Source organism: Streptomyces sp. V4I2 (genome assembly GCF_030817655.1).
Taxonomy (GTDB): domain Bacteria; phylum Actinomycetota; class Actinomycetes; order Streptomycetales; family Streptomycetaceae; genus Streptomyces; species Streptomyces plumbiresistens.
This window is the reverse complement of sequence record NZ_JAUSZM010000003.1, coordinates 1,261,843-1,284,440: the sequence shown is the minus strand read 5'-3', so window position 1 is coordinate 1,284,440 and position 22,598 is coordinate 1,261,843. Positions and strand designations below refer to the sequence as shown.

The 22,598-nt window shown below is 72.5% G+C and carries 21 protein-coding genes; 8 read left to right on the top strand and 13 right to left on the bottom strand.

What is annotated here, in order from left to right:
• Positions 1-15: 15 nt before the first annotated feature.
• From QFZ76_RS06850 to QFZ76_RS06840, 3 genes are read right to left on the bottom strand one after another with little or no spacing between them, the layout of a single operon-like run.
• The gene (locus QFZ76_RS06850; protein ID WP_307672860.1) at positions 16-927 is read right to left on the bottom strand and encodes a phosphotriesterase; all 912 of its coding nucleotides are present in this window, start codon (positions 925-927) and stop codon (positions 16-18) included.
• Positions 921-1,505 (bottom strand): DUF4865 family protein, encoded by a 585-nt coding sequence (locus tag QFZ76_RS06845; RefSeq protein ID WP_307672859.1) that lies wholly within the window; start codon positions 1,503-1,505, stop codon positions 921-923. The genes QFZ76_RS06850 and QFZ76_RS06845 overlap by 7 nt, the downstream gene beginning before the upstream one ends.
• A gap of 10 nt (positions 1,506-1,515) precedes the next feature.
• Positions 1,516-2,097, bottom strand: coding sequence for a TetR/AcrR family transcriptional regulator (locus QFZ76_RS06840; RefSeq protein WP_373464269.1), 582 nt, complete (start codon positions 2,095-2,097; stop codon positions 1,516-1,518).
• Positions 2,098-2,257: 160 nt separating this feature from the next.
• Between QFZ76_RS06840 and QFZ76_RS06835 the strand changes: the two genes are divergently transcribed.
• The 3 genes from QFZ76_RS06835 to QFZ76_RS06825 are packed head-to-tail and all read left to right on the top strand — an operon-like array spanning position 2,258 to position 5,873.
• Positions 2,258-2,560, top strand: coding sequence for an SHOCT domain-containing protein (locus QFZ76_RS06835; protein WP_307672857.1), 303 nt, complete (start codon positions 2,258-2,260; stop codon positions 2,558-2,560).
• Positions 2,557-3,315 carry an ABC transporter ATP-binding protein gene (locus tag QFZ76_RS06830; protein WP_307672856.1) on the top strand — a complete coding sequence of 253 codons (759 nt, stop codon included), beginning with the start codon at positions 2,557-2,559 and terminating at the stop codon, positions 3,313-3,315. Before QFZ76_RS06835 ends, QFZ76_RS06830 begins: the two co-directional genes overlap by 4 nt.
• Positions 3,312-5,873 (top strand): ABC transporter permease, encoded by a 2,562-nt coding sequence (locus QFZ76_RS06825; protein ID WP_307672855.1) that lies wholly within the window; start codon positions 3,312-3,314, stop codon positions 5,871-5,873. The genes QFZ76_RS06830 and QFZ76_RS06825 overlap by 4 nt, the downstream gene beginning before the upstream one ends.
• A gap of 147 nt (positions 5,874-6,020) precedes the next feature.
• Here the strand turns inward: QFZ76_RS06825 and QFZ76_RS06820 are convergent, their stop codons facing one another.
• Both QFZ76_RS06820 and QFZ76_RS06815 read right to left on the bottom strand, forming a co-directional pair.
• Complete coding sequence (locus tag QFZ76_RS06820) at positions 6,021-6,554, bottom strand: ATP-binding protein (RefSeq protein ID WP_266444893.1); 534 nt, start codon at positions 6,552-6,554, stop codon at positions 6,021-6,023.
• A 186-nt stretch (positions 6,555-6,740) separates the two neighbouring features.
• The gene (locus QFZ76_RS06815; protein ID WP_307672854.1) at positions 6,741-7,064 is read right to left on the bottom strand and encodes a hypothetical protein; all 324 of its coding nucleotides are present in this window, start codon (positions 7,062-7,064) and stop codon (positions 6,741-6,743) included.
• Positions 7,065-7,405: 341 nt separating this feature from the next.
• Here QFZ76_RS06815 and QFZ76_RS06810 point away from each other — a divergent pair, with 341 nt between their 5' ends.
• Complete coding sequence (locus QFZ76_RS06810) at positions 7,406-8,530, top strand: PLP-dependent cysteine synthase family protein (protein ID WP_307672853.1); 1,125 nt, start codon at positions 7,406-7,408, stop codon at positions 8,528-8,530.
• Here the strand turns inward: QFZ76_RS06810 and QFZ76_RS06805 are convergent.
• Both QFZ76_RS06805 and QFZ76_RS06800 read right to left on the bottom strand, forming a co-directional pair.
• A complete protein-coding gene (locus QFZ76_RS06805; protein WP_307672852.1) occupies positions 8,527-9,000 on the bottom strand; it encodes an SRPBCC family protein in 474 nt (157 codons plus the stop codon). The genes QFZ76_RS06810 and QFZ76_RS06805 overlap by 4 nt on opposite strands.
• A gap of 62 nt (positions 9,001-9,062) precedes the next feature.
• The gene (locus QFZ76_RS06800) at positions 9,063-9,893 is read right to left on the bottom strand and encodes a DeoR/GlpR family DNA-binding transcription regulator (protein ID WP_307672851.1); all 831 of its coding nucleotides are present in this window, start codon (positions 9,891-9,893) and stop codon (positions 9,063-9,065) included.
• 292 nt (positions 9,894-10,185) lie between these two features.
• On the opposite strand from QFZ76_RS06800, the gene QFZ76_RS06795 reads away from it, so the two are divergent.
• Positions 10,186-12,534, top strand: a complete 2,349-nt coding sequence (locus tag QFZ76_RS06795) for a hypothetical protein (protein ID WP_307672850.1) — start codon at positions 10,186-10,188, stop codon at positions 12,532-12,534.
• Here QFZ76_RS06795 and QFZ76_RS06790 read toward each other — a convergent pair.
• From QFZ76_RS06790 to QFZ76_RS06775, 4 genes are all read right to left on the bottom strand, one after another.
• Positions 12,504-14,942, bottom strand: a complete 2,439-nt coding sequence (locus QFZ76_RS06790) for a right-handed parallel beta-helix repeat-containing protein (RefSeq protein WP_307672849.1) — start codon at positions 14,940-14,942, stop codon at positions 12,504-12,506. The genes QFZ76_RS06795 and QFZ76_RS06790 overlap by 31 nt on opposite strands.
• Positions 14,943-15,050: 108 nt before the next feature.
• Positions 15,051-15,656, bottom strand: a complete 606-nt coding sequence (locus tag QFZ76_RS06785; protein WP_307672848.1) for a hypothetical protein — start codon at positions 15,654-15,656, stop codon at positions 15,051-15,053.
• A 205-nt stretch (positions 15,657-15,861) separates the two neighbouring features.
• Positions 15,862-16,689 carry an MOSC domain-containing protein gene (locus QFZ76_RS06780; protein WP_307672847.1) on the bottom strand — a complete coding sequence of 276 codons (828 nt, stop codon included), beginning with the start codon at positions 16,687-16,689 and terminating at the stop codon, positions 15,862-15,864.
• Positions 16,690-16,733: 44 nt separating this feature from the next.
• On the bottom strand, positions 16,734-17,183 hold the full coding sequence (locus QFZ76_RS06775) for a DUF6643 family protein (RefSeq protein WP_307672846.1): 450 nt from the start codon (positions 17,181-17,183) through the stop codon (positions 16,734-16,736).
• A 297-nt stretch (positions 17,184-17,480) separates the two neighbouring features.
• On the opposite strand from QFZ76_RS06775, the gene QFZ76_RS06770 reads away from it, so the two are divergent.
• Positions 17,481-18,701 (top strand): TerD family protein, encoded by a 1,221-nt coding sequence (locus QFZ76_RS06770; protein ID WP_307679948.1) that lies wholly within the window; start codon positions 17,481-17,483, stop codon positions 18,699-18,701.
• Positions 18,702-18,705: 4 nt separating this feature from the next.
• Here the strand turns inward: QFZ76_RS06770 and QFZ76_RS06765 are convergent, their stop codons facing one another.
• Positions 18,706-19,872: a glycosyltransferase gene (locus QFZ76_RS06765; protein WP_373464502.1), complete on the bottom strand. Its 1,167-nt coding sequence runs from the start codon at positions 19,870-19,872 to the stop codon at positions 18,706-18,708.
• A 69-nt stretch (positions 19,873-19,941) separates the two neighbouring features.
• On the opposite strand from QFZ76_RS06765, the gene QFZ76_RS06760 reads away from it, so the two are divergent.
• Together QFZ76_RS06760 and QFZ76_RS06755 are read left to right on the top strand one after the other, a co-directional pair.
• Entirely contained in the window at positions 19,942-20,727 is a 786-nt protein-coding gene (locus QFZ76_RS06760; RefSeq protein WP_266444931.1) for a glutamate racemase, read from the top strand.
• Positions 20,728-20,874: 147 nt separating this feature from the next.
• Positions 20,875-21,420 carry a hypothetical protein gene (locus QFZ76_RS06755; protein ID WP_307672844.1) on the top strand — a complete coding sequence of 182 codons (546 nt, stop codon included), beginning with the start codon at positions 20,875-20,877 and terminating at the stop codon, positions 21,418-21,420.
• A 38-nt stretch (positions 21,421-21,458) separates the two neighbouring features.
• Here QFZ76_RS06755 and QFZ76_RS06750 read toward each other — a convergent pair whose 3' ends face one another.
• The gene (locus tag QFZ76_RS06750) at positions 21,459-22,469 is read right to left on the bottom strand and encodes an O-antigen ligase (protein WP_307672843.1); all 1,011 of its coding nucleotides are present in this window, start codon (positions 22,467-22,469) and stop codon (positions 21,459-21,461) included.
• Positions 22,470-22,598 lie beyond the last annotated feature (129 nt).

The following is a 22,598-nucleotide window of genomic DNA, read 5'->3' as shown; positions in this document are numbered from 1 at the left end:
GGCCCGGGCGCCAGGTCAGCGCCACTCCACCGCGAAGGCCCGGCTCGGGTTCTGTACGAGGATCCGCTCCACCACCTCCCCGCCCAGCTCGGCTTCGAGCCGAGGCCGCACCCGCCGCAGCAGATACGGCATCCCCGGGCCGCCGTCGACCGAGCGCGCCTCGGCGGTCGTGGTGTCGCCGCCGAGCAGCAGCCGGTCGCCGTGCCCGGCGTCGGCGAGCGCCCGGACGGCGCCGGGCATCCGCCAGTCCGTGGCGTGGTGGGCGCGAGAGGGCCCGTCGAAGGCGAGATAGCACCCCGCCTCCGCGGCCTGGAGGTGCACCGCGCCGTCGGGGGAGCGGTTGAGGTGCCCCAGGATCACCCGGTGCGGCGGCACCTCCAACTCGCCGCACAGCAGGTCCAGTACGTTGAGGGAGCCGGTGCCGAGCTCAAGATGGACGGCGATGGGCGCTCCCGTCGCATGGTGGGCCTCGGCCGCCGCTCTCATCGTCCAGCGGGCGTGCCCGTCGAGGCCGTGGAAACCACCCGCCACCTTGATCAGCCCCGCGCGTACGCCCGATGTGCCGATGCCCTCGGTCAGTTCGGCGACGAAGACCTCGGCGAGCCGGCCGCGTAACCGGCCGAGCGTCTCGTCGTCGTAGTGGACGGCCTGGTGCAGCCCGGTCGCGGCCACGACGAGCACTCCCGTCTCCCGGGACAGCGGCGGCAGATCGGCGGCCCGCCGCCCCAGCCCGTACGGCGTCCACTGCACCACGCTGCCGCCGCCCTGCGCGAGGAACGCCGCCAACTCCGCGCGGGTGGCGGACACGTGCTGGAGCTCCTGCCCCGGCAGCCGGGGACTGCGGAAGAACAGATGGTCGTGCGCGTCGCAGACGCCCAGGGCGGCGGGGTGTACGTCCCCGAGCACCGTACGCACCGCGCTCACCATCGCCGCCCCCGCGGCAGCCGGTCCCGCCCCGGCGACGACAGGTGCAGCACCTGGAACACGTCGCCCTCGGCCTTCGGCGCCTCGTGCCCCCAGAGCGAGAAGTGGACCAGCTCCCAGCGGCTCGTGTCCACGGCGGCCGCCACAAGCACCGCGCCGTCCCGCGCCGCGAGCCGCTCCGCCTCCCGTACCGCGTCCTCCATGACCTCCCCCAACCGCGGCCCGTCCGGCACCCGTTGTCGCCGCCGCACCGCCACCCGCGCGGGGTGACCGACCGCGCCGCCCTCCTCGTACGCCAGCCCCGCCCACTGCCGGACCGAGGGCCGCCCGAAGTCGTCGGCGATCCCCTGGAAGGCGCCGCCCCAGAGGAACGTGTTCATGCCCTCCAGGGTGTCCCACAGGTAGAACGGCGCGTACTGGTTGACCGGTGACCCGTCGATGCCCCGCTCGCGCATCAGATACGCCTTGAGGCCGAGGCCGTCCCAGTCGTCGAGCAGATGCCCCTTGCGGGCGACCCGGTCGCGGATGATGTCCATGTCGTAGTCGGCGGGCAGCGTGAGTTCGTACTGCATGGCGTGCATCGGTGCCTCCTCAAGCCTGCCGGGCGGGCGCGAGCAGCGACAACAAGCCACGGACGCCCGCGTCGAACGCGCCGGGCGAACCGGAGGCGCGGGCCAGGACATAGCCGCCCTGCACGGTCGCGAGGACGGCCGCCGCGATCTCCTCGCCGTCCAGCGACGGCGCGAACTGGCCCTGTTCCTTGCCCTCTTCGACGATTGCGGCGATCCGCTCACGGATCCGGTCGAGCGTCTCGTCGACCGGTGCGCGCAGTTCGTCGCTGGCGATGATGTCCGGGTCCATCGTCAGCCGCCCGACCGGGCAGCCGCGCAGCACGTCGCGCTCGCGCCGCAGATACGCCTCGATCCGCTCGTACGGCGTCCCGGGACCGTCGAGTACTCCCTCGGCGGTAGCCAGCAACTCCTCGGCCGTCCGCCGGATCGCGGCCAGGGCGAGGTCCGGCTTCCCCTTGAAGTGGTGGTACATGCTGCCCTGCCCGGCATCCGCGCGCTCCAGGATGGCCTTGGGGCTGGTGCCCACATAGCCGCGCTCCCACAGCAGCTCACGGGTCGCGTCGATCAGTCGCTCCGAGGTGCTCATACCGGCACTGTACATACTAGTAGTTACAGAAGTCGAGCTCCTGGGGAGCAGCGTCGGCGCACCCGTGTACTCCCCGCGAGGTAGACGCATTACCGCTGGCCGTACGACGACCCGGACCCCTCCCCGGAGCCACTGTCGAGGCATCACGGAAATCCCACCGAGGAGATGAATCGACATGCAGACCCTGGCGCACTTCGGCGACGGCGGCCCCGGCCCCTGGATCCTGCTCTTCCCCCTCATCTGGGCGGCCGTCGTGGTCGGCGGCATCACCCTGCTGCGCCGCACCGTGTGGCGCGGACGCGGCGGGCCCTGGCGGCGCCCGACCGTCAAGGACACCTCGACCGTCGACGACAACTCGCCCATCACGGTGCTCGGCCACCGCTTCGCCTCCGGCGAGATCGACGAGGACGAGTACTGGCGCCGGCTGTCCGTCCTGGACGAGCAGTTCGGCCGTACCGGCAAGGGCGGTGCGGCATGACCACCACGACCACCGCCACCGGCACACTGCCGGCCGCCCGGGTCGTCGACGCCGTGAAGGTGTACGGCAGCGGCGACACCGCCGTGAGGGCCCTGGACGGGGTGAGCGTCGACTTCCCGGTCGGCCGCTTCACCGCGATCATGGGGCCCTCGGGCTCCGGCAAGTCCACCCTGATGCACTGCGCGGCCGGCCTCGACACCCTCACCTCGGGCGCCGCCCACATCGGCGACACCGAACTGGGCTCGCTCGACGACCGCCGCCTCACCCTTCTGCGCCGCGACCGTGTGGGCTTCGTGTTCCAGGCCTTCAACCTGGTGCCGACGCTGACCGTCGCGGAGAACATCAGGCTGCCGCTCGACCTCGCGGGCACCAAGGGCGACCAGGAGTGGATCGACTCGCTGATCGACGTCGTCGGCCTGCGCGACCGCCTCCATCACCGGCCCTCCGAGCTGTCCGGCGGCCAGCAGCAACGCGTCGCCGTGGCGCGGGCCTTCGCCGGCCGGCCGGACGTCGTCTTCGCCGACGAGCCGACCGGCAACCTCGACTCCCGCTCCGGCGGGGAGGTCCTGGGGCTGCTCGGCCGCGCCGTGCGCCGGACGGCCCGCACGGTCGTCATGGTCACCCACGACCCGGTGGCCGCCGCCCACGCCGACGAGGTCGTCTTCCTCGCGGACGGACGCCTGGTCGACCGGATGGAATCGCCGACCGCCGACAAGGTCCTGGACCGGATGAAAGCCCTCGAGGTGCCCTCATGAACGCCTCCGTACGTCTGAGCGTGTCCTCCCTGCGCGCCCACAAGCGGCGCTTCGCGGGAACGTTCCTCGCGGTGTTCCTCGGCGTGGCCTTCCTCGCCGGGACCCTCGTCATGGGCGACACGCTGCGCGCCGGCTTCGACACCATGTTCGGCAACGCGACCAGCGGCACCGACGCCGTCGTGCGCAGCGCCGACGCCATCACCACGCCGGGGGAGAGCGAGGGAGTGCGGCAACCGGTCGCCACGGACCTGGTGAACGCGGTCGAGCAGGTCCCGGGCGTCGCGGCCGCCGCCCCGAACATCCAGGGCGCCGGCCAGCTAGTGGGCGCGAACGGCAAGCCCATCGGCGGCCAGGGCCCGCCCACCCTCGCCGGCAACTGGATCGCCGACGAGAAGCTCAACTCCTACCGACTCGCCGAGGGCCGCGCCCCGGAGCGGTCCGGCGAGGTCGTCGTCAACCGCGGCACCGCCGAGAAGGGCGACCTGAGGATCGGCGACACGACCACCCTGCGCACCCCCGACCCCGTCAAGGTGACGATCGTCGGCCTCGCGACCTTCGGCGGCGAGGACGGCATGGCCCAGGTGACCTTCACCGGCATGACCCGGGCCGACGCCGAGAAGTACCTCACGGCCCGGCCGGGCGAGGCGGCGAGCATCCAGGTGCGGGCCGGACCCGGGGTGAGCCAGCAGGAGCTCGTCGACCGGCTGACTCCCGTCCTGCCCGAGGGAGTCGAGGCCATCACCGGCCAGGAGTCGGCCGAGGAGAACACCGACATGATCTCCAGCCAGTTCCTGACCCTCTTCACTACCTTCCTCCTCGTGTTCTCCGGCGTCGCCCTGCTGGTCGCGACCTTCTCCATCCACAACACCTTCGCCATCGTCGTCGCCCAACGCGCCGGCGAGAACGCCCTGTTGCGCGCCCTGGGCGCCTCACGCCGACAGGTCACCGCGGCGACCCTGGTCGAGGCGAGTGTCGTGGCCGTGTTCGCGTCGGCGGCGGGCCTGGCGGGCGGCATCGGTGTCGCCGCCGGACTGCAGGCCCTGTTCCCGGCGATCGGATTCCCGTTCCCCGAGGGCGACTTGGTGATCAGCGGCGTGTCGATGGCCCTGCCGCTCGCGGTCGGCATCGTGGTCTGCCTGGGCTCCGCGCTGCTGCCCGCCGTACGCGCCGGCCGCACCGCACCCCTGGCCGCCCTGCGCGAGACGGCCCTCGACACCACCGGCGCCTCCCGCGTCCGCGCCGTCACCGGCATGGGCCTCGCCGCCCTGGCGGTCGCCGTGACCCTCACCGGTGTCCTGGTGTCGCCGTCCCTCTGGCTGGCGGGAACCGGCGCCGTCCTGGCTCTGGCCTCCTTCGTGGTGCTCGGCCCGGTCGCCTCGACGACGGCCGTACGCGTCCTCGGCGGCCCGCTCGACCGGCTGCGCGGTGTCACCGGCGGCCTCGCCCGGCGCAACGCCCTGCGCAGCCCCCGGCGGACGGCCGCCACCGCCAGTGCCCTGATGATCGGGGTGGCCGTGGTCTCCCTGTTCACCGTGTTCGGCGCCTCGCTGAAGGCGACCATGGACCAGACCGTGTCCCGGTCCTTCGCGGGCGACGTCGCCGTCAGCACCCCGTCGTTCGGCGCGGGCGGCAGCGGCCTGAGCCCTCAGCTCGCCGGAGCGGTCCAGGAACTGCCCGAGGTGGACACGGCCGTCGGACTCGGCCGTGGCGTCGCCGAAGTCGACGGCAAGGGACGGGCACTGACCGTCACCGACCCGCTCGCCCTGGAGCGCACCTTCGACCTCGGCACGGTCGACGGCTCCCTGCGCGACCTCGGCACCGACGGCATCGCCATCACCGAGAACGAGGCCGACAAGCAGGGCCTCACCACCGGCGACACAACACGCCTCACCTTCACCGACGGCACGACACGGACCTTCACCGTCCGCGCGGTCTACGGCCAGTCGGAACTCGCCGGCGAGTACGTCATCACCCGCGCCGCCTGGGCCCCGCACCGCACCCAGGACACCGACACGCTCGTCGCCGTCTCCTTCAAGGACGGCGTGAGCACGGACACCGGCAAGGCAGCGGTGGAGAAGGTCGCCGAGCGGTACGGCAACCCCGAGGTGCAGACCCGGGACGAGTACGCACAGTCCTCGGCCGGCGGCATCGACATGATGCTCACCCTCGTCTACGCCCTGCTCGCCCTCGCGGTGCTCATCGCGCTCCTCGGCATCGCCAACACCCTGACGCTGGCGATCCACGAGCGCACCCGCGAACTGGGCCTGCTGCGGGCAGTCGGCCAGACCCGGTCCCAGCTGCGGGCCATGGTCCGCTGGGAGTCGGTCCTGGTCGCCGCCTTCGGCACGGTCGGCGGGCTGGCCCTCGGCGCTTTCCTCGGCTGGGTGCTGGTCAAGGCCTCGGACGGGGCGAGCGACAGCTCCTTCGCCTTCGCGATGCCGCCCCTGCAACTCGCGGTGGTGGCGCTGGTTGGCCTCGCGGCGGGCGCCCTCGCGGGCCTGCGCCCGGCCCGGCGCGCGGCACGCCTGGACGTGCTGCGGGCGATCGCCACCGAGTGACCTCCGGCCGGGAGAGAGCCGTAGGGGGCGCGCCGGTGTCGAGACGGCGAACGCGCGGAGGCCCGAAGCGCCGAGCACGTTCGCCGTCTCGACACCGGCTGAGGCGCCCCCGAAGGCGAACGACCCATCCAGCCGGTCACCGCCCGGTCAGCCTGCAACGGCGGACCGGGCGGGAGCGTGTTCGGGCCTGCGCAGGTCGACGGTGTGCGCGACCTCCACGAACCGGTGTGCGGGCTTGTCCGCCACCTTGCGCCGCTGCGGGCGCGCGGCAGCCGGCCGCGCGGACGAGGGCGTCGGCAGCGTGAACCACACGACCTTGCCGGACTCTCCGTCCGGCCGCGCACCCCAACTCTCGCTGACCGCGGCGACCATCGCGAGCCCTCGCCCGGTCGTCGCGAACGCCTCGGCGTCCTCCACGACCGGCAGACGCGGGTCGTGGTCGCGCACCGAGACCATCAGGCGGTCGAGCAGCAGCTCGATCTCCACGGTGCACGTCTTGTCGGGCCGGGCATGCAGGTGGACGTTGGTCAACAGCTCCGTCACACCGAGCGCGGCCCGGTCTATCAGGGGATCCAGATGCCAGTAGCGCAACTGCGCCGATACGATTCTGCGGACCTGGCCGATCCGCGACGGCAGGGCTTGGAGCTCTACCGCGCAGTGCCTGCTTGGGTGACTGATCACGGCTGCGACTCCCCGACATAGAGGTCCGGAAGAACACTGGGTTCGGATCGATCCAGCAGAGTGCCTGCGTGACACGGCCGCCTGCTGTCGTGGCCGGCGGCTGGTTCGCAGCGTTATCGCCGGTAAACCGAGAGTGATGCGAGACCAGCGTGGCCCAGGGGGCGCGGTCCCGCAACTCGCGGTGCTTCAGTCGCTACGCCCTGCAGCCTGCCGTACGGCTTCGATGAACCGGCGTGCCGCGGGCGGGCCGGGCTCGCCCGGGGCGGGGTCGTGCTCGCCCAAGGTCAGCAGGTAGCGGTTGCCGTTGAGGTCGGCCAGTGCCCGGTCCTCGGGGGCGAACCAGGGTTTGGAGGCGCGTACGGCCTGTACCGGCGCGCTGTCGATCTCGCTGCCATAGCTGGTGAGCAGCTCCAGCCGGCCGCCGCTGATCCGGACCTGTCCGGCCCGGGTGAGCGAGCGCAGCCGCTTCCCGATCCGCACGCCCGTGGCTGTGAACTCCGGCTCCGCCATCCCGTCCCGCCCCCTTGTGCGTGTGGGTGCCGGCCCGCGCTCCCATGCGGGCCGTCGTCCTGCTCGTGTCGTGATCCAGTGTGCGCCCCCGTGCGGACCTTCGTCCCGTCCGGCAGTCTGCCCGCCACCGACGTCGAGCACCAGTACGCACGGCCTGTCGCCGAGAGCGCCCGGAGCACTCGCGCGAATGCGCCCCCACGCCTGTGCACCGCCCTGCCCCAGGCGTGCCTTTGAGGCGCTCAAAGGTGTGTTTATGCAGGTGAGAAGCGTGTGGAAGATGTCTATGATCGGTGTGGCGGCCGCGTGACGCGCCGTCGGCGCGCAGCCTAAGGAGCCCCGCCGTGAGTACCCCGCAGAAGACCCGGACCGGCGAAACCCTCGACGTGGACCACACGGACATGGTCTACCGCGGCTGGCTGAAAGAAGCGGTCCGCAAGGTCCAGGCCGACGCCAACCGCTCGGCCGACACGCATCTGCTGCGCTTCCCGCTGCCGGAGAAGTGGGGCATCGACCTGTACCTGAAGGACGAGTCGACCCATCCGACCGGCAGCCTCAAGCACCGGCTCGCCCGTTCGCTCTTCCTCTATGGCCTCTGCAATGGCTGGATCCGGCCCGCCCGCCCGGTGATCGAGGCGTCCAGCGGTTCGACGGCCGTGTCCGAGGCGTACTTCGCGAAACTGATCGGCGTGCCCTTCATCGCCGTCATGCCGCGCACGACGAGCGCCGAGAAGATCCGCCTGATCCAGTTCCACGGCGGGCAGTGCCACTTCGTGGACGACTCCCGGAAGATGTACGAGGAAGCCGCCCGCCTCGCGGTGGAGACCGGCGGCCACTACATGGACCAGTTCACCTACGCCGAACGGGCCACGGACTGGCGCGGCAACAACAACATCGCCGAGTCCATCTTCCGCCAGCTGGAGTTGGAGCGGTTCCCGGAGCCCGCGTGGATCGTCGCCACGGCCGGCACCGGAGGCACCTCCGCGACCATCGCGCGCTATGTGCACTACATGCAGCACGACACCCGCATCTGTGTCGCCGATCCGGAGAACTCCTGTTTCTTCGAGGGCTGGACCACCGGCGATCCGGACGTCACGTGCGACTGCGGCTCCCGCATCGAGGGCATCGGCCGGCCCCGCATGGAACCCAGCTTCGTGCCCGGCGCGATCGACCGGATGATGAAGGTCCCGGACGCCGCCAGTGTCGCCGCCGTGCGCGCCCTGGAGCAGGCCATCGGCCGCAAGGCGGGCGGCTCGACGGGCACCGGGCTGTGGAGCGCGCTGAAGATCGTCGCCGAGATGGTCGCGGAGGGCCGGCAGGGGAGCGTGGTGACCCTGCTGTGCGACCACGGGGACCGCTACCTCGACAAGTACTACTCGGACGCCTGGCTCGCCGAACAGGGCCTGGACATCGCGCCGTACACGGCGGCGATCGCCTCGCTGCTGGAGTCGGGCATCTGGCCCGACTAGTGGGCTGTCAGCCGCCGGTCCAGGGCGGTCGCAGCGTCCCGGAAGGACCTCCCCAGGCCCGAGCGCGCGAACGTCAGGGCCAGCCGGAACGCCGCCGGCCCGTCCGCGGCGAAGGTCCACTGCACCCGGGTGCCGGTGCCCGCCGGGGTCAGCCGCCACTCCTCGACCAGCGCGCGGGGGCCGGGAGCGTTGGTCTCGTCGACGCGGTAGGCGTACACCTCGGCCTCCTTGGCCACGAGGACCGTCTCCAGGAAACGCGTCCCGCCCTTGAGCCGGACCTCGCGCCGGGCGCCCTCCTGTACGGCCCGCGCGAGCGTGACCGCCCCGAACCAGTCGGCCCAGCCGGGCACGTCCTCGGCGAGTGCGCGGAAGACGGCAGCGGGGGATGCGGAGATCTCCCGTGCGAAGACCTGGCGTACGGGGGCGGCCTCGACGAACTCGATCCCCACCGGGCGCAGTTGACGGGCCATGGGCGAACCCCCTCGCGGGAAGCGGGCGTTGACCGGGCAGCGTCACCTTAGCTGACGGCCAGTCAGTCGTCTGCACCCTCGTCGGGCTCGCCCGCCACCACCAGTCGCCGCAGATGCTCCGAGATCTCCACGCGCGCCTCGCCCGGCAGCCCGGCGTCCGTCACCAGTGTATCGACCTGCTCCAGCGCGGCGAACGAACTCAGGCCCACCGTCCCCCACTTGGTGTGGTCGGCGACCACCACGACCCGCCGCGCCGACTGCACCAGGCGACGGTTGGTCTCGGCCTCCGCGAGGTTCGGCGTGGACAGGCCGGCCTCGAGCGATATGCCGTGCACACCGAGGAACAGCAGATCGAAGTGGAGCGCCGCGATCGCCTGGTCCGCCACCGGCCCCACCAGCGAGTCGGACGGGGTGCGCACCCCGCCGGTCAGCACGACCGTGGCCGCCCCCTGCCGGGGGCCCGAGGTGCGCTGCGCCACGTGGAACACGTCGGCCACCCGCACCGAGTTGGTGACGACGGTCAGGTCCGGCACGTCGACCAGCCGGTGCGCCAGCGCGAAGGTCGTCGTGCCGCCCGACAGCGCGATCGCGCTGCCCGGCACGACCAGCTCCGCCGCGGCCCGCGCGATGTCCTCCTTGGCGGTCAGCTCCAGACCCGACTTCGCCTCGAAGCCCGGCTCGTGCGTGCTCGCCTCGACCACCGGGACCGCGCCGCCGTGCACCTTCTCCAGCACGCCCTGCCGGGCGAGCGCGTCGAGGTCACGCCGTACGGTCATGTCCGACACGCCGAGCTTGCGCGTCAGCTCGTTGACGCGGACGCCACCGCGGCGCCGGACCTCGTCGAGGATCAGGGCACGTCGCTGCTCCGCGAGGAGGTTCTGATTCTCGCTCACGTACGCTCCGGTCCTTTCGCCTCAACCCGTCCGACACACCCTGCGCACCCCTTGTGACAAGGACATTTTGCCCTCCCCTGGTGCGCGGACGTCCCATCCTTGCATGGGCCGGGGCCGGTGGCGCCACTGACCGTCCCGACGCACGCATGTCACCGGGGTGACATCCGGGCCCACGGCTGTCACACGGATCGGGGAGATTCCGTGACGAGAGGTGTACGCCACGCGCCGAACGGCGATCCTTGTGCCCGCACGGACAGATGCCGACAGCGCGTCACGGGGGAAGTGCGAAACAGTGGAACGTGCGCAGAGACATGTCTCGACCACCGGAGCCGACGGCTCCGCCACGCGGCCCGAGGAATCCGGAACCGCCCTGGAACTCCTGGTCCACGGAGTCGGCGGCACCACACCCGAGGAGATGCTCGACGATCCGCGCACGGTCCGGATCACCGGCGACGACACCGCGGCCGTCTTCCGGCGCGCCGACGACGTCGACGCCGAATCGGCACCGGACGAGCACCGGGGCCGTCCGGTGCCCGAGGCGTACGTCTGGTGCAACCTCACCTCCGGCAACGGCACCCGGGCCCTGTGGCTGTTGCTGCTGCCGTTCATGGTCGTCAACCTCGCCCACTGGATGCGTCCGACCGCGCGCGGCCGCACCCGGACCGTGCGCCTGTACGGGCTGCTGGTGCGGCTCACGGGACTGACCCTGACCGTCCTGCTCGTCGCCGCCGTCTGTGAGGTCGCCCTCGACCTCGCGGCCTGGCAGTGCGCGGGCACGCCCGCGTGTGCGGAGCGGCACTCCTGGCTCGGCTTCCTGTCGCCCACCGTCTCGGACGGCGGCTGGTGGAGCAGGCCCGGCCGCCGCCTCGCCCTCGCCGCCCTGGTCCCGGCCGCGCTCACCTGGCTGCTGTGGTACCTGTCCCACCGCACCTGGAGCGCGTACGAGTCCCAGGAGCCGATGTCCCGCTCGCCCGAGCCCGACGAGGAGACCGGCCGCACCGCACTGGGCCGGCCCGGCTTCTGGTACGGACGCCGCCTGGTGGCCCGGCTGCGCGCCGCCCACACCGCTGCCGGACTGCTCACCGTCGCCGCGGCGGTCGGCACCTCGGCCGCCCGGTTCGACCACCGGCCCGGCGGTCCCGCGCTCCTCGACGTCCTGGGCCGGCTCCTGGAAGCGGCGCTGGTCGCCGCCGCGGTGGGCGTGGCGTGGGTGGTCTGCCGCCGGGGCCGCAGCGAACGCCGCCTCGACCGGGAGCTCGACGCCCATCTCGTACGACGGCTGCCGCTCGCCGCCCTCGTCCTGCTCGTCCTCGCCGCCGGCTACGCCGGGTGGGAGCGCCCCGGATGGGAATCGGCCGGTCGCCTGCCGGGCGACGCGACCTTCGGCGGCATCGCGCTGGTCCAGGGACTGCTCGTCATCGCCCTCGGCGCGGTCGCCCATGTCCTGTACCGCACCCATCCCGACCCGCGCGCCGCGATGCGTGGCCTGGCCGGGCCCGCCGTCGCGATGCTGGCCTGCGCACTGGGCGGGGTCATGTCCGGCGGAGTCTCCCAGCGCGTCGCCGACTGGCTGGACGGCACCGGCACGAATATCCCCGGCCCGCCGGTGCTGCTGACCTGGCAGGCGTCCGTGATCCCGCCGCTGCTCGTCGTCCTGCTGGTGCTGGGCGGCTGGCTGGGCCGGCGGACCTGGCTGCTGCGCCGCGCCGAAATGGCCACGGTGGAACAGGACTACCCGGGCCGGCACACCGACACCACCCGCACCCGCCGCATCGCCCGCGCCCGCGCGGCGGCCACCCTCACCGACCGCGCGCCCCTGCTCGTAGCTGTCACCTCCACCACGACCCTCCTCCTCGGCGCCGCCGCTCTCGTCGGCGCGATGACCACCGACAAGGCACCCGCCGAGGCCGGACAGCACACGCACGCCTTCGTCGAGGGCGCCGCCGAGACCGCGCAGGCGCTGGGCTCCTGGCTGATCGGACTCGGCTTCATACTGTTCGTCACCTGGGGCCGACGCGCCTACAAGGACCCCTCCGCACGGCGCACCATCGGCATCCTCTGGGACGTCGGAACCTTCTGGCCGCGCGCCGCCCACCCCTTCGCACCGCCCTGCTACGCCGAACGCGCGGTGCCCGACCTGACCTGGCGCATGGAGACCTGGACCCGGACCGCCGCAGGACGACTCGTCATCTCCGGCCACTCACAGGGCAGCGTGCTCGCCGCCGCGGCCGCCTGGCAACTCACCCCGTCCGTCCGCAAACGCGTCGGCCTGCTGACGTACGGCTCTCCGTTGGAGCGCCTCTACGGCCGCTGGTTCCCCGCCCACTTCGGCCCGGCCGCGCTCAGCGCCCTGCACCACGACGTCGACTGCTGGCGCAACCTGCACCGGCCCACCGACCCGATCGGCGGCCCGGTCGGCCTCACCGGCGACTGCGGCCCCGAGGTGGACCGCGAGCCGCTCAAGGACCCGCTCGCCTACGGCAGGACCGACGAACACCCATTGCCCGCGCCGATCCTCGGGCACTCCGACTACCAGGCCGACCCGGCGTTCGCGGAGGAACGGGCACGGCTGCTGGCCCGGCTGCACCCCGGCGTACCGGCGCAGCGGCCTCAGGACGACTCGGGCAGGTCCTCCGCGTAGAGCAGCGTCAGGTCGTCCGTGCTCGGGTCGGCGACCTGGGCGACCCGGCTCGCGTGCCGCTCGACCATCGCCTCGAAGGTCTGGCGGGCGGTACGTCCGTTGCCGAAGGCCGGTCCTTTGGGGAGCGTCGTGAAGTACTTCAGCAGGGCCTCCGAGGCGCCCGGCGCCAGCCGGTACTCGTGCTCCTCGGCCTGCTGCTCCACGATCCGCAGCAGCTCCTCCGGGTTGTAGTCGCTGAAGGTGATGGTCCGTGAGAAGCGGGACGCCACACCGGGGTTGATCGAAAGGAACCGCTCCATCTCGGCCGTGTAGCCCGCGACGATCACCACGACGGCGTCCCGGTGGTCCTCCATCAGCTTGACCAGTGTGTCGATGGCCTCCTTGCCGAAGTCCCGGCCCGAGTCCTCCGGTGACAGCGCGTACGCCTCGTCGATGAACAGCACACCGCCGCGCGCCTTGTCGAAGGACTCCTGCGTGCGGATCGCCGTGGAACCGATGTGCTCGCCGACCAGGTCGACGCGGGACACCTCGACCAGGTGGCCCTTCTCCAGCACGCCGAGGGAGGCGAGGATCTCGCCGTAGAGACGGGCGACCGTAGTCTTGCCGGTGCCCGGGGAGCCCGTGAAGACCAGGTGGCGCTTGACCGACGCCGCCTTCAGGCCGGCCTCCTGCCGGCGCCGGCCCACCTCGATCATGTCCGTGAGCGCCCGGACCTCGCGCTTGACGCTGTCCAGGCCCACCAGCGCGTCCAGTTCACCGAGCACGGCCTTCGAGTTCCGCGCCGGCTTCTCCGGCTGCGCGCCGGTGACCAGGGGTTCCTGCTCGGTGGTGCGCTGCCCGGGAATCGTGCCCAGCAGGCCGGGGGACTCGGACGCCGTCTGTACGGCGGTCTGGGCCGCGGACGGTCGGCTCGGACCGCCGCTCTCGTCGCTCGTGCAGTCCTCGACCACGGGGCCCGCGCCGGACCCCGCGTCCGGGCCGACGTCCGCGAACTCGTATCCGCCGCGCGCGCACCGCTCGGTACGGCACTTCTTCAGCGTCGTACGACAGCCGTCGATCACATGGAAGCCGTAGCCTCCGCTGCCCGTGACCCGGCAGTTCAGGAAGCTGCCCCGGCCGCCCGCCGAGACGTAGAAGCCGGCTTCGGCGGGGGAGTCGACCGTGCAGCGCTCTATCGTCGGGTCGGCGCCCTTGGTGACGATCACGCCGGTCTGGGTGCCGGACACCGTGCAGTTGTTGAGGGTGCCGCCGCTGCCGTGGTCGCGGAACCAGGCGCCCGTCGCCGCGTCCCGGATGCGGCAGTCGTCGAGCTGTGCGGTGGCGCCGTCGCTCACGGACACGGCGGTGTTGCGCACCTGGGACAGGTCGCTGTCGACGACGTCCGCGCGGGAACCGCGGTCGAGGACGAACAGGGCGTCCGGCACGTCGTGCACCCGGCAGGAGTCGAGGACGACGGTGGCGCCGTCGCTGACCCAGACGGCCGGGTAGTCGCCCGTGCTGTCGAAGATCTCGCACTGGTTGGCGTCCACGCGGGTGCCCGGGTCCCACACCGACAGGCCGTTGCGCCCGAACTGACGCACCGTCGTGCGGGTCAGGGTCAGCACCGATCGGGAGCGCAGGTCGACCGCGTTCTCCGGGATGTCGTGGATACGACAGTCGGCCAGGGTCAGCACCGCGTCCGTGTCGAGGGTGACGCCGTCCGCCGTGGTGCGGTGCACATCGCAGTTCGTGAGGTGCGCCGTGGCCCGGCCGGTGACCTGGACGCCGCTGCCCCGGACCTCGTAGACCTCACAACCCACCGCTTCCAACGCCGAGTTCTCGCCCGTCACCGACAGGCCGACGCCCGAGGCGTGGTGCACACGGCAGCGGTCCAGCCGCGGGTGCCCGCCGCCGCGCACCGCGACGCCCGCCTGGCCCGCCGCGACGACCTCGCACTCCTCGAACACCCCGCCCCCGCCGTCCAGTACGGCGATGCCGATGCCGGCCGGGTTGTCCACGGTGCAGCGCCGCACGGTCGGCCGCGCACCGCCGCGGACCTCGATACCGGCCGCGGACCGCGTCACGATCCTGATGTCCGTGAGCTCCGGGGTGCCCTCCTCGACGAGCAGGGCGGGCGCGGCCGCGTCCTGGCCCTCCACGTGCAGGTCCTGCACCACGGCCGAGGCACGCACGGTCAACGGCACCCCGTCCAGGGGGGCGATGCGCACCGAGCCCGGGGAACCCTCGGGGCCGCGCAGGGTCACCGCCCGCTGGACGACGAGGTTCTCCCGGTAGGTGCCGGGGGCGACGGTGAGGACGTCGCCTTCGGCCGCGGCCTCCAGGGCGGCGGCGAGCGACGCGTACTCACCTGTGCGGCGCCGCCAGCGCGATGTGCCGGTGTGCGTCACCTGGACCGTGCCCTGTGCCATGGCGTTGCTGTGCCCCCACCTCGTGGTACGCGGGTTGATGCCGAATGCGTTCGGCCGGTCCACCGTAGCGTGCGCGCAGGCGGTGGGTTGACCAGAGCCGGAAGGCTGTCAGCTGCCGGTGCCGGTCCTGCCCCAGTCCGGGCCCGCACGCTCCCAGGCCTGGTCCCAACGGGCGTACCGGCGACGGACCATGCGCCAGAGTGCGAGCCTTCTGCCCGCCCCGACGAGGACCGCGGTGAGCAGGGCCGCGCCGAAGCCGGCCAGGACGGCATGGGTGGTCGCGGTGGCGGAGTCGAGCGGCCGGGCGACCAGGCGGCCGTGCTCGTCCGCCCACAGGGTGAAGTGGTCGCCGCGGTGCGGACTCTCGAGGGCGGCCACGACCGTGCCGTGGTGCGCGGTGCCGTCCGGGGCGGTCCAGTCGGCCTCCACCCGGCTGCGCAGATCCCGGCCCGAGGAGGACTCCGGGTCGGCGTCCAGAGGAGAGCGGTCCAGCTTGCGGACCACGGTGGCTGTCACCAGGTGGCGCGACTCGCGCTGCTCGCGCACGGACCGCTGCAGCGCGTCCTCGGCGACGCCGCCGACGAGTGCGCCGATGACGGGTCCGACGACCAGGATCAGCAGCAGGGTCACGAGGGCCACCCAGGCCTCGGCCAGATCGGTCGCACGGCGCAACGGGTTGCGCCGCCAGCGCCAGACTCCACTGATCGCTCGCACCGTCCCGCACCCCCTTCCCGCTCCGTGATAACCCCCGGCGGAGCCGTTCACGCGCGGGCCCGGTCAAAGAGAGAGCGAAATCACCTGTGGCCGGGTCCTCTCATGAACTTCTCACGAACCCAACGCCCGGGCCCCCGGACCGGGTTCCCGTGATCCGGCTTCCCGCCCGATCCGCTCCGCCCGATCCGGCTCCGCTCGGTGCGCTCTACTCGAGAGCGGTCACCGGATCGCCGACCCTGATCGTGCCGGGGGAGAGGGGCACCAGGTTCTGCCCGAAGACGAGCTTGCCGCCGAAGCGCCGGTGCCGGCCGAGGGTGCGCAGGGGTTCCCGGCCGCGGTCGGCGGTGCTCTGGTCGGTCGTGGTCACGACGCACCGCCCGGACATCTTGGCGACCCGGAAGACGACGTCGCCGATGGAGAGGCGCGACCATTCGTCCTCGGCCCAGGCGGCGGTACCCGACACGACGACGTTGGGCCGGAAGCGGTTCATGGGCAGCGGGCCCTCGGCCGCGTGGTCACCCTGGGCGATCAGGGAGTTGAGGGCGTCGAGAGAGGCCGCCGAGGTGAGCAGCAGCGGATAGCCGTCCGCGAACGACACGGTCTCGCCCGGCAGCGCGAACTCCGGGTCGACGGGCCGGCAGGTGGCGGGGTCGGCCATGTGGATCAGGCGCAGCTCGGCGCCGAGGTACTCGCTGCACCAGGCATGCACGGCGTCGCTGTCGGCCGGCACCGCTTCGACCTTGTCGCGGAAGACGTTCACCGGCACGCTGACGTCCGGCCGCGGCACGGGCACCGTCAACGTGTCCATGCCGGGCGCGGACAGACGAACGCCGCCGCCGGGCAGCAGCTCGGCGGCGGCCAACGCGAGGCGCGGTTGCTCGCGTTGCGTGACGACCTTTCCCCCGTCGTCGACCAGTACCCAGCGTCGGTCACCGGCCAGCCCCCAGGGCTCCACGACGGCCTCCCGGGGCGCCTGGCCCCGGAACGCCTTGACCGGATGAACATGAATCGACTGCAGCTGTGCGCTCCCCATGGGGCCATCGTGCCAGTCGGCACCGACAGCCCGGAAAGGATTTTTTAGTAGCCGCGGTACTGCTGGTTGTGCTGGTTGTTGTACGGGTCCTGGTAGGGAGCCGGTGCGGGCCGGGGAGCCGCGGGGCGCATCGCCTCGTAGCCGGTGCCCATCCCCGGGCCCGGCTGGCGCGGTTGCTGCGCCTGCGGACCGGGATAGCCGCGTGGCGCGGCGGCCTGCTGCGGGATGTACGCCGCGGGCGCCTGCTGGAGCGGTGCGGGCTGCTGTGCCTGTGGATAGCCGTAGGAGGGCTGCTGGGACGGCCCCGCCGGAAGGGCGGGGAGTGCCGACGGCAGCGCGGGCAGATAGCTGCGCGGCGTGTCGTACTCGGCGGGGACCCGGATCGGAGCGATCTGCGGGGTCCCCCGCTCGGCCACGAGCCTGTCGTAGATCGGAGTGTCCGGGAAGGAGGCGGAGTAGTAGCCGCCGCCATAAGTGGAGCGGGGGGAGGTCATGGCACATAAGTTAAGCCCACGATGTGCTGGTTGGGGAGACCGATAAGAGGGTTGTTTTCCGTGTCGGCAGTGACGCGGGATCCCCAATGCGAGCGAACTTGGCAAAAAGGGACGGCGGACAGGGTGATTCTCATGTAAAGGCCGAGTTCCCGGGGGGTTACCGGCGGTTGATCACCGGTCTTCCTGTGCTGTTCATGGGAGTTCGCCGGCTCGGGGAATAGGTTGGCGGGTAGGCAGCACGAGGCGAGTGCCGGGGCGTACCCGGCGCGGTGACACGCGATGGGGGCGGACATGTCAATGCCGAAAGGGTCGAATGTTCCGGTGCCGTCGATGGCGCTGCGCGTCGAATTGGGGTGGCGTTCGGGTGCTGGTGTCCCCGACGTGGACGCCTCGGCGCTGCTGCTGGTCGGCGGGAAGGTCCGTTCCGACGTCGACTTCGTCTTCTACAACCAGCCGGTGCACGCCTCCGGCGCCGTCCGCCACGAGGGCAAACGTGATGAGGGCGGCCGGGTGACCGACACCCTGCTCGTCGACCTCGCGCGCGTGGAGCCCGCGATCGAGACGGTCGTCCTCGCCGCCTCCGCGGACGGTGGCACTTTCGCAGCGGTGCCGGACCTCTATATCGAGGTCCGTGAGGAGGCTCAATCCACCGTGGTCGCGCGTTTCGACAGTGAGGGCGCCACGGTAGAAACCGCTTTCGTTCTCGGTGAGTTCTACCGTCGTCAGGGCGCCTGGAAATTCCGGGCCGTGGGACAGGGCTACGGCAGCGGCCTGGAAGGCCTCGCCAGGGACTTCGGGATCACCGTCGACGAACCGCAGCAGGCCGCACCCGTCACGGTCCCCGCCGCCGCGCCGCCGCCCCCTCCCGCGGCATCCCCGGTCCGTCTCACCAAGGTGACTCTGACCAAGGCCGCCCCCTCCGTGTCGCTCACCAAACAGGGCGGCACTTCGGGCGCCCTGCGGGTGAACCTCAACTGGGAGATGCGCAAGCAGTTCTCGGGCTGGGGCAGCAAACTGGGCCGGGCGGTCGCGATGCACGCCGACCTCGACCTCGACCTGTGCGCCCTGTACGAACTCGCCGACGGCAGCAAGGGAGTCGTGCAGTCGCTCGGCAACGCCTTCGGCGCCCTGCACCAACCCCCGTACATCCATCTCGACGGCGACGACCGCACCGGCGCCGTCGCGAGCGGTGAGAACCTCACCGTCAACCTCGACCACCAGCGGGCCTTCCGCCGCATCCTCGTCTTCGTCACCATCTACGAGGGAGCGCGCTCCTTCGCCGAGCTGAAGGCCACCGTCACGCTCCAGCCGCAGCACGGCGCCGCGATCGACTTCTCCCTCGACGAGTGCACCGTCCCGTCGACGGTGTGCGCGCTCGCCCTGATCACCAACACCGGCAGCGACCTGGTCGTCCAGCGCGAGGCCCGCTACCTGGTGCCCGAACGCGGGGTGAGCCCCCAAAGGACCGTCGACTACGCGTACGGGTGGGGCATGAACTGGACCCCGGGCAGGAAGTGACCGCTCAGGTCTCGTCGCCCACCACGGCGTCCGGCCGCGCGTAGGTACGGCCCTTCCACGCCGCACCGCGTCCCCTGTAGTGCTGCACCGCCGAGTCGACCGTCATGAGGAGGTAGAGAAACGCGGTGAACGGCAGCAGGGGAGCGAGCCACAGCGGCTGACCGTAGTAGCGGAGCATCGGGACGTACGTCCCCGTCATCACCAGCCACGCGAGGCCACCGAGGACCACGGCCGCCGTACGTCCCGTCGCCAGACCCGCGACCAGGGCCACGGGCGGCACGAGATACACCAGCACCAGCCCGGCCACCGTTCCGGTCAGCAGCAGAGGGTTGTGCCGCAACTGCGCGTACGCGCTGCGCGACACCATGCGCCACAGGTCGTGCAGCCGCGGGTAGGGGCGCACACTGTCCACTCGTTCCGCCAGCCCCAGCCAGATGTGTCCGCCGCCGCCCTTGACGGCCCGTGCGAGTGCCACGTCGTCGATGACGGCCTGCCGGATGGCGTCCGGGATCCGCGCCCGTTCGGCCGCCTCGGTGCGCAGCAGCACACAGCCGCCCGCCGCGGCCGCCGTCCGTGCCCCACGGACGCCGATCCGGCGGAACGGGTACAACTGCGCGAAGAAGTAGACGAAGGCCGGCACCACAAGGCGTTCCCACAGGCTCGCCACCCGCAGCCGGGCCATCTGGGAGACGAGGTCGAAGCCCCCGGTGCGGGCCGCCGCGACCAACTGCCGAAGGCTGTCCGGGGCGTGGGCGATGTCGGCGTCCGTCAGCAGCAGGTACTCGGGGGCACGCGCGCGTGCCAGGCCGATGCCGTGGCGCACCGCCCAGAGCTTGCCGGTCCAGCCCGCGGGCGGCTCGCCGGGCGAGGTCACGGTCAGCGGCAGCCCTCCGTGGCGCCGTGCCAGTTCGTGCGCCATCTCCCCGGTGCCGTCCGAACTGCCGTCGTCCACGAGGAAGACCTCCGCCCGCCCCGGATAGTCCTGGAGGAGCAGCGACGGCAGACTCGCCGGCAGCACCTCGGCCTCGTCGCGCGCCGGTACGACCACACAGACCGGCGGCCAGTCCTCAGGGTCGGTCCTGGGCGGCAGTCTGACGTCCGTGCGCCAGAAGAAGCCCTGGCAGAGCAGCAGCCACAGCCAGGCGGCGAGTGATCCGGCGGCAGTCCACACGATGGCGCTCACAGGCGCAGTCTGCCCCACGGGCCCGGCCCGTAAGGGCGCATCGTCTATCGTGGCGGGGTGAAGATCGCGCTCATGGACTCCGGGATCGGGCTGCTGGCGGCCACCGCCGCGGTACGGCGTCTGCGACCCGACGCAGATCTCGTCCTCTCTTTGGACCCCGACGGCATGCCCTGGGGCCCCAGGACCCCTCAGGACCTCACCCGGCGTGCCGTCGCCGTCGCCGAGGCCGCCGCCGCGCACCGGCCCGACGCCCTGATCATCGGCTGCAACACCGCCACCGTGCACGCGCTGCCGACCCTGCGCGCCCGCCTCGAACCCGGCATCCCGGTCATCGGCACGGTCCCCGCGATCAAGCCGGCCGCGGCCGGCGGCGGCCCCTTTGCGATCTGGGCGACGCCCGCCACGACGGGCAGCCCTTACCAGCGCGGCCTCATCGAGGACTTCGCCGACGGCGTGGCGGTCACCGAGGTGCCCTGTCACGGTCTTGCCGAGGCCGTCGAGCACGCCGACGAGGCGGCCATCGAGGCCGCCGTCGCCGCTGCCGCGGCCCTGACCCCGGACGAGGTAACGACCGTCGTCCTGGGTTGCACCCATTACGAGCTGGTCTCGGAGCGCATCCGCGCCGCGGTGCAGCGCCCCGGCTTCCCGCCGCTCGTCCTGCACGGCTCCGCGGGAGCGGTCGCCGCCCAGGCGCTGCGCCGGCTCGGCGAGCAGCCCGCCCCCCGGGCGGTGGCCGACGGAACCCTGACGGTGCTGCTGAGCGGACGCGAGGGGAGCCTGCCCGAGCCCGCGCTGGCCTACGAGGAGGGCCGGCTCCTCGCGACGGTCAGCCCCGCGCGGTAACCACGCAGACGTCCTCTGACGTCCTCCGTATGCGGCGCGTACGCCGGGGCGGACAAAAGCGGACGTCCGGCCTCCGTTGCCCCACCCGGAGCAGTCACTCTCCGCGACGCGCTACCCGCGCAGCGAATTCTGAGTAGTCTCGTACGCATGAGGGACCACCCCCGCGGCGAGAACACTCCGCACCCCGACGTCTGGACCGGACGGGCCTCCAACCGGATCCAGTGGCTGCTGGCGCTCGCCGGAGCCGCCTGCCTGGCGCTCGGCATCGAGCTGGCCGTCGACTCGGCGTGGACGTCCGGCATCGCCCCGCTCGTCATGTCCGTCGTCGGCTGCATCGCGGCCGGACTGCTGGTCCTCTTCGGCACCCTCGCGTTCGTGCACGTCGCCCTCAAGGTCGACAAGGAGTCCCTGGAGGTGCGCTGCGGCCACATGGGCGTGCCGCGCCGCCGCATCCCCCTGGCACACGTCGCGGGCGCCGAGTTCGAACCGCTCGTCACCCCGCGGCACTGGGGCGGCTGGGGTTACCGCTGGCGCCCCGAGAAGGGCACCGCGGTCGTCGTACGACGCGGCGAGGGCGTGGTCCTGCAGCTGTGGGACGGCCACACGTTCACCATCACCGTGGACGACGCGGAGGCGGCCGTACGAGTCATCCGTGACCGGCTGAGGTCGGGCACCGCCGGCGCCAGGCCCTGAGGCCGTCCGGTCGAGCAGACCGCTGACGCCGCCGAGGCTCACGAGGTCAGCCGGTCACCACGTGGACGTACGTCCTTCTCGTGCCCCGGCGGCTCCTGCGCGAAGGGGCGTGCCGTGGCCAGTCCGGCCAGCAGCCCCGCGCCCGCCGACACGGTGGTGAAGCTCAGCGCGTTGCCGACACAAGCGATCGCCGCCAACGCCGTCAGGGCCGCGCCCGCGGTCAGCGCGACCGGTGTCGGCTGCCGGGTCCGCCACAGCGCGTACAAGACCCAGCAGAAGACCGTCGCCAGCAGGACCACGCCGACGATTCCCTGTTCGGCCGCCTGCTGGAGCGGCGCCGAGTGGGGCTTGCCGTCGGACAGCAGTGTCTGGGTCGCCGTCTGGCTCAGCTCCCCGAACCGTCCCGGGCCGACGCCCAGCCCCGCCTCCTGGTGTGCCATGTGCAGCGCGTCGTGCCACAGTCCGAGCCGGTGCTGGGTCAGCTGTCCCTCCAGGGACACCTCCAGCCCGTCCGGCATCGCGTTCCCGGCGACCGCCCAGGTCAGCCCCGTCATAAGGGCCGCGGACAGGGCAAGTCCCGCGAGGCCGAGGCCGCGGCGGCGCATCCGGCCCGCGGCGAGCGAGCACAGCAGCACCGCGGTGCAGGCGAGGAACCCGGCGACCGAACCGAGAACGGCCGCGGTCACCGCGGTTCCGGCGGCCAGGGCCCGCAGGGCGAGCCGGAGGGCGGGCGCTGTGGCGGACCAGGCGGCGCAGCACGCGGCGCCGGCGGCCAGGGTCAGCAGGGCGGCGGTGGCGCCCTCCTGCCCCAGCGGCGCCACGATCTCCGGACCGGCGGAGAGGTGCGGCCGACCCACCGTGAGGCCGAGCCCGGCCAGGGCACCGGCGCAGGGCGCCGCGACCGGCAGGAGCGATCCGCAGATCCGCCCCGCGGCGTAACCGGCCGCCACGGCCAGGACCGCGAGCAGGACGCCCTCGGGACGGCCGTCGTGCGCGGCCGCCGTGACCAGGGACCAGACGGCGCAGGCCGCCAGCACCACGACCCCCATCGCGTCAGAAAGGTTTCGTCTGTCGCCGTCCTCATCCGGTCCGGCCACAGCCGTCATCCCCGTGGAACCCACCCCGCCCCCCGAACCCGGTCGCCCCCGACCTGTGACGGTCCTGGCCGCCGCGGGCGT

Excerpts from the sequence above, each read along its gene's own strand:
- QFZ76_RS06850 (WP_307672860.1), bottom strand. The coding sequence starts at position 927 with ATGGTGAGCGCGGTGCGTACGGTGCTCGGGGACGTACACCCCGCCGCC.
- QFZ76_RS06845 (WP_307672859.1), bottom strand. The coding sequence starts at position 1,505 with ATGCACGCCATGCAGTACGAACTCACGCTGCCCGCCGACTACGACATG.
- QFZ76_RS06840 (WP_373464269.1), bottom strand. The coding sequence starts at position 2,097 with ATGTACAGTGCCGGTATGAGCACCTCGGAGCGACTGATCGACGCGACC.
- QFZ76_RS06835 (WP_307672857.1), top strand. The coding sequence starts at position 2,258 with ATGCAGACCCTGGCGCACTTCGGCGACGGCGGCCCCGGCCCCTGGATC.
- QFZ76_RS06830 (WP_307672856.1), top strand. The coding sequence starts at position 2,557 with ATGACCACCACGACCACCGCCACCGGCACACTGCCGGCCGCCCGGGTC.
- QFZ76_RS06825 (WP_307672855.1), top strand. The coding sequence starts at position 3,312 with ATGAACGCCTCCGTACGTCTGAGCGTGTCCTCCCTGCGCGCCCACAAG.
- QFZ76_RS06815 (WP_307672854.1), bottom strand. The coding sequence starts at position 7,064 with ATGGCGGAGCCGGAGTTCACAGCCACGGGCGTGCGGATCGGGAAGCGG.
- QFZ76_RS06805 (WP_307672852.1), bottom strand. The coding sequence starts at position 9,000 with ATGGCCCGTCAACTGCGCCCGGTGGGGATCGAGTTCGTCGAGGCCGCC.
- QFZ76_RS06790 (WP_307672849.1), bottom strand. The coding sequence starts at position 14,942 with ATGGCACAGGGCACGGTCCAGGTGACGCACACCGGCACATCGCGCTGG.
- QFZ76_RS06780 (WP_307672847.1), bottom strand. The coding sequence starts at position 16,689 with ATGGGGAGCGCACAGCTGCAGTCGATTCATGTTCATCCGGTCAAGGCG.
- QFZ76_RS06775 (WP_307672846.1), bottom strand. The coding sequence starts at position 17,183 with ATGACCTCCCCCCGCTCCACTTATGGCGGCGGCTACTACTCCGCCTCC.
- QFZ76_RS06770 (WP_307679948.1), top strand. The coding sequence starts at position 17,481 with ATGCCGAAAGGGTCGAATGTTCCGGTGCCGTCGATGGCGCTGCGCGTC.
- QFZ76_RS06755 (WP_307672844.1), top strand. The coding sequence starts at position 20,875 with ATGAGGGACCACCCCCGCGGCGAGAACACTCCGCACCCCGACGTCTGG.
- QFZ76_RS06750 (WP_307672843.1), bottom strand. The coding sequence starts at position 22,469 with ATGGGGGTCGTGGTGCTGGCGGCCTGCGCCGTCTGGTCCCTGGTCACG.